Below are 1,159 nucleotides of genomic sequence, written 5' to 3'. Positions count from 1 at the left end.
GGAACAGGACGAGGCCGGCACCTGCGCCGGCTTGGCGGAGCCTCACCAGGACGCGCGCATCAATTTGCCTCTTCCAGGATCGAATCCGGTCCTGGGTAGTTAAGTCAATGATGAATTGCCAGAGCGACCTTCGCGCATTCTCATCGACGAGTCGCGCTGCGGAGTATTCGGCGGTGTTGGAGGTGCCGGATGTTGAATTGGACTTTTACGCGTAGCAATCAGATTGCAGATTTGTCCGGTCCGGACGGAACATCTATTTCAACAACACCACCAGAACCTGCGACACCTCCGCAAAGACCAAAGATCGCAATTGCCCTTGGCGGCGGCGCCGCTCGCGGCTGGGCCCATATCGGCGTGCTGCGGGCCCTCGACGAAGAAGGCATCGATGTCGGCATGATTGCCGGCACATCGATCGGCGCACTCGTCGGCGGTTGTTACCTTGCGGGCAAGCTCGACGAACTCGAGGCCTTCGCGCGTTCCCTCACCGTCAGGCGAATTGCAGGGCTGCTTGATTTTGCCATCGGTGGCGGCGGCCTCTTCGGCGGCCTGCGGCTCACCAAGCGCATGCAGGAGCATCTGCAGGGTCTCAGCATCGAGGGGCTCGACAGACCATTTATTGCCGTTGCAACCGAAGTACATAGCGGCCACGAAGTTTGGCTTGAAAAGGGATCGCTCATCACCGCGATCCGCGCTTCCTACGCTTTGCCCGGGATCTTCGAGCCCATCAAGGCGAACGGACGCACGCTCATCGACGGCGCACTCGTCAATCCGGTCCCGGTTTCGGTCTGCCGCGCGCACGAGCAGCAACTCGTCGTCGCCGTGAACCTCAACTATGATCTCTACGGCCGCTCCGCCGTGGTCAAGCACAGCGCCGGCTTGGAAACGCCGGATTCACCGCTGCAGGAGAAGGAAGCAACCCATCACTCCCGCCTCGGCATGACCGGCGTGATGGTGCAGGCCTTCAACATCATCCAGGATCGTATTTCCCGCGCCCGCCTCGCAGGCGACCCGCCGGATCTGGCATTGCATCCCAAGCTCAATGACATCGGCCTATCGGAGTTTCACCGTGCCGGAGAGGCGATCGATAGGGGCTACCACGAAGCGAAGGCCAAGCTCGCGGAGATCCAGCGGATGCAGGACGCGCTCGTACGCTGACGAG

1 protein-coding gene is annotated in these 1,159 nt (G+C 61.3%); it reads left to right on the top strand.

Annotated elements, in window-relative coordinates:
* Positions 1-189 precede the first annotated feature (189 nt).
* Complete coding sequence (locus I8N66_RS33130; RefSeq protein WP_113537735.1) at positions 190-1,155, top strand: patatin-like phospholipase family protein; 966 nt, start codon at positions 190-192, stop codon at positions 1,153-1,155.
* The last annotated feature ends 4 nt before the right edge of the window (positions 1,156-1,159 follow it).

Origin of the sequence: Ensifer sp. SSB1 (assembly GCF_016652895.1) — a bacterium.
In the GTDB taxonomy this organism is placed as follows: Bacteria; Pseudomonadota; Alphaproteobacteria; order Rhizobiales; family Rhizobiaceae; genus Ensifer.
This window is presented reverse-complemented; position numbering and strand designations above follow the sequence as displayed.

What these genes read in the sequence shown, in the direction of transcription:
- I8N66_RS33130 (WP_113537735.1), top strand. Translation starts at nt 190, where the DNA reads ATGTTGAATTGGACTTTTACGCGTAGCAATCAGATTGCAGATTTGTCC.